A 1,489-nucleotide genomic window follows, 5' to 3' on the forward strand; every position below is an offset into this window, starting at 1 on the left:
TTCTGGTGCAGCGACTCGCCCTGCTGCCAGCGGTCCCACATCAGGGCCTTCTGGCCTTCCGTGTAACAGATCCTTGCCCGGTACTTCATCTGCAACACCCCTGCTGCCGAGGCAGCCTTCAGTGTGTTGCATCGACCGGTTGAAACCGCAACCCAAAGCGGACGTTGGCGGGTCAAATAGGGGGATCAATGTCTTCGTTTGTGGTGGCGTTCGCAGTGCCGCTCGCTCTTGCGTTGCTCGGCTTGTTGGCCCGGCCAAACGCACGTCGAGAAGCAGATGCGTACATTGTCGAGTTTAGTGTCGGATTTCGCGCCATGACTTGGGTCTTTGTGGGGCTCGCCGTGGCAGTTGCGGTCGCTGCGTTCTTCGTGCCGCGTGACGCAGGTTACGTGCTGGGTATCGCCGGATTGTTCGCGTTCATCGGAACTCCGCTGTGGCTGCATGGGCGGCTGACGCGATTCCAGTACGGTGCCGAAGGCATCGTTTCATTGAGTCCTTGGCGAAAAGCCAGGTTCATGGCATGGGAAGATATCGCCCGCGTGAGCTATTCGCGCGGAGAACAATCGTATGTGTTGGTGGGACGAGACGGTGCGAAGTTCAAGCCGCACGATCTGATGTCGGGCATTCCGGACCTCATGGCCGAACTGCAGCGTCGAAACATTCAAGGCGCCATGGTCGCGCAGGCATCTCGCGATTTCCGCTAATGGCCGAGAGCGGGCATTGAGCCTACCTAGGCGCCCGGACCGATGCTAACGTCCGCTTCCGACCCAAAGCGGAAGTTGCGCGACGCACCGGCTGCGGAGCATCCGCGTTTTGTGGGGCGACAACTCAGGCGCAGTGCGAGGTAATGAGAATGCACAAGACAGGCAGGCTTGCTCTCCTATTCGCATTGCTGGCGCCGTGGTCGACCGCGAGATGCCAGGAGGCAGATGCGGAAACTGCTGCAAGGCAAGCCATGGCGGCCCAGTCGGCTGCAGAGGCGCAAGCGGCGCTGATTCCAGTTGTCGAAGCGCAGCGGCAAACAGCCCAAATTGCCGGCGAGGTCGCGACATTAGCTACGCTTTCAATCATGGGTGCCGTTAATGATCGGCGCTTGGCGCCGGAGCTTCGCAAGAGATCGCTAGAGGATGTTCGCGCCTTTCTTGCTGATCGATCCAAGCCGTGCGGCGAGGTATTGGCGGTGCAAAGATCAGAAGATGCGACGGTATCCGAGATAATGTGCGCCGGCGGCGCAACCTACACTGTTGACATGAAAACCGGACAAATCCTGTAAGCGTAACCCGCAGAACAGCGATCAGTTCATCGCTGATGAAATCTACTTCAAGGCTGGCTGGTGAGCGACCGCTTCTTTAATCGGGCGGTAGTGTCAAGGTCGGACTCCTTCCGTTGGTCGGGTACGTCTCCGCGTGGGTCACGCTTCTTTCCGCAGTCGGCTCTGATGGCGCTCGGCTCGCTGCATGCATTGGTCGGACGGAATGGAGAGCCTGGC

2 protein-coding genes are annotated in these 1,489 nt (G+C 59.4%); both read left to right on the forward strand.

What is annotated here, in order from left to right; translation table 11 throughout:
• The first annotated feature begins 188 nt into the window (after positions 1-188).
• Positions 189-704 (forward strand): hypothetical protein, encoded by a 516-nt coding sequence (locus AB4Y64_RS17625; protein WP_441817746.1) that lies wholly within the window; start codon positions 189-191, stop codon positions 702-704.
• Between the two features lie 149 nt (positions 705-853).
• Entirely contained in the window at positions 854-1,273 is a 420-nt protein-coding gene (locus AB4Y64_RS17630; RefSeq protein ID WP_441817747.1) for a hypothetical protein, read from the forward strand.
• Positions 1,274-1,489: the final 216 nt, after the last annotated feature.

The organism is Lysobacter sp. TAF61 (assembly GCF_052113485.1).
Taxonomy (GTDB): Bacteria; Pseudomonadota; Gammaproteobacteria; order Xanthomonadales; family Xanthomonadaceae; genus Lysobacter_J.

Bases quoted from the DNA above. Each gene is read 5' to 3' on its own strand.
- AB4Y64_RS17630 (WP_441817747.1), top strand. From the start codon at position 854: ATGCACAAGACAGGCAGGCTTGCTCTCCTATTCGCATTGCTGGCGCCG.
- AB4Y64_RS17625 (WP_441817746.1), top strand. From the start codon at position 189: ATGTCTTCGTTTGTGGTGGCGTTCGCAGTGCCGCTCGCTCTTGCGTTG.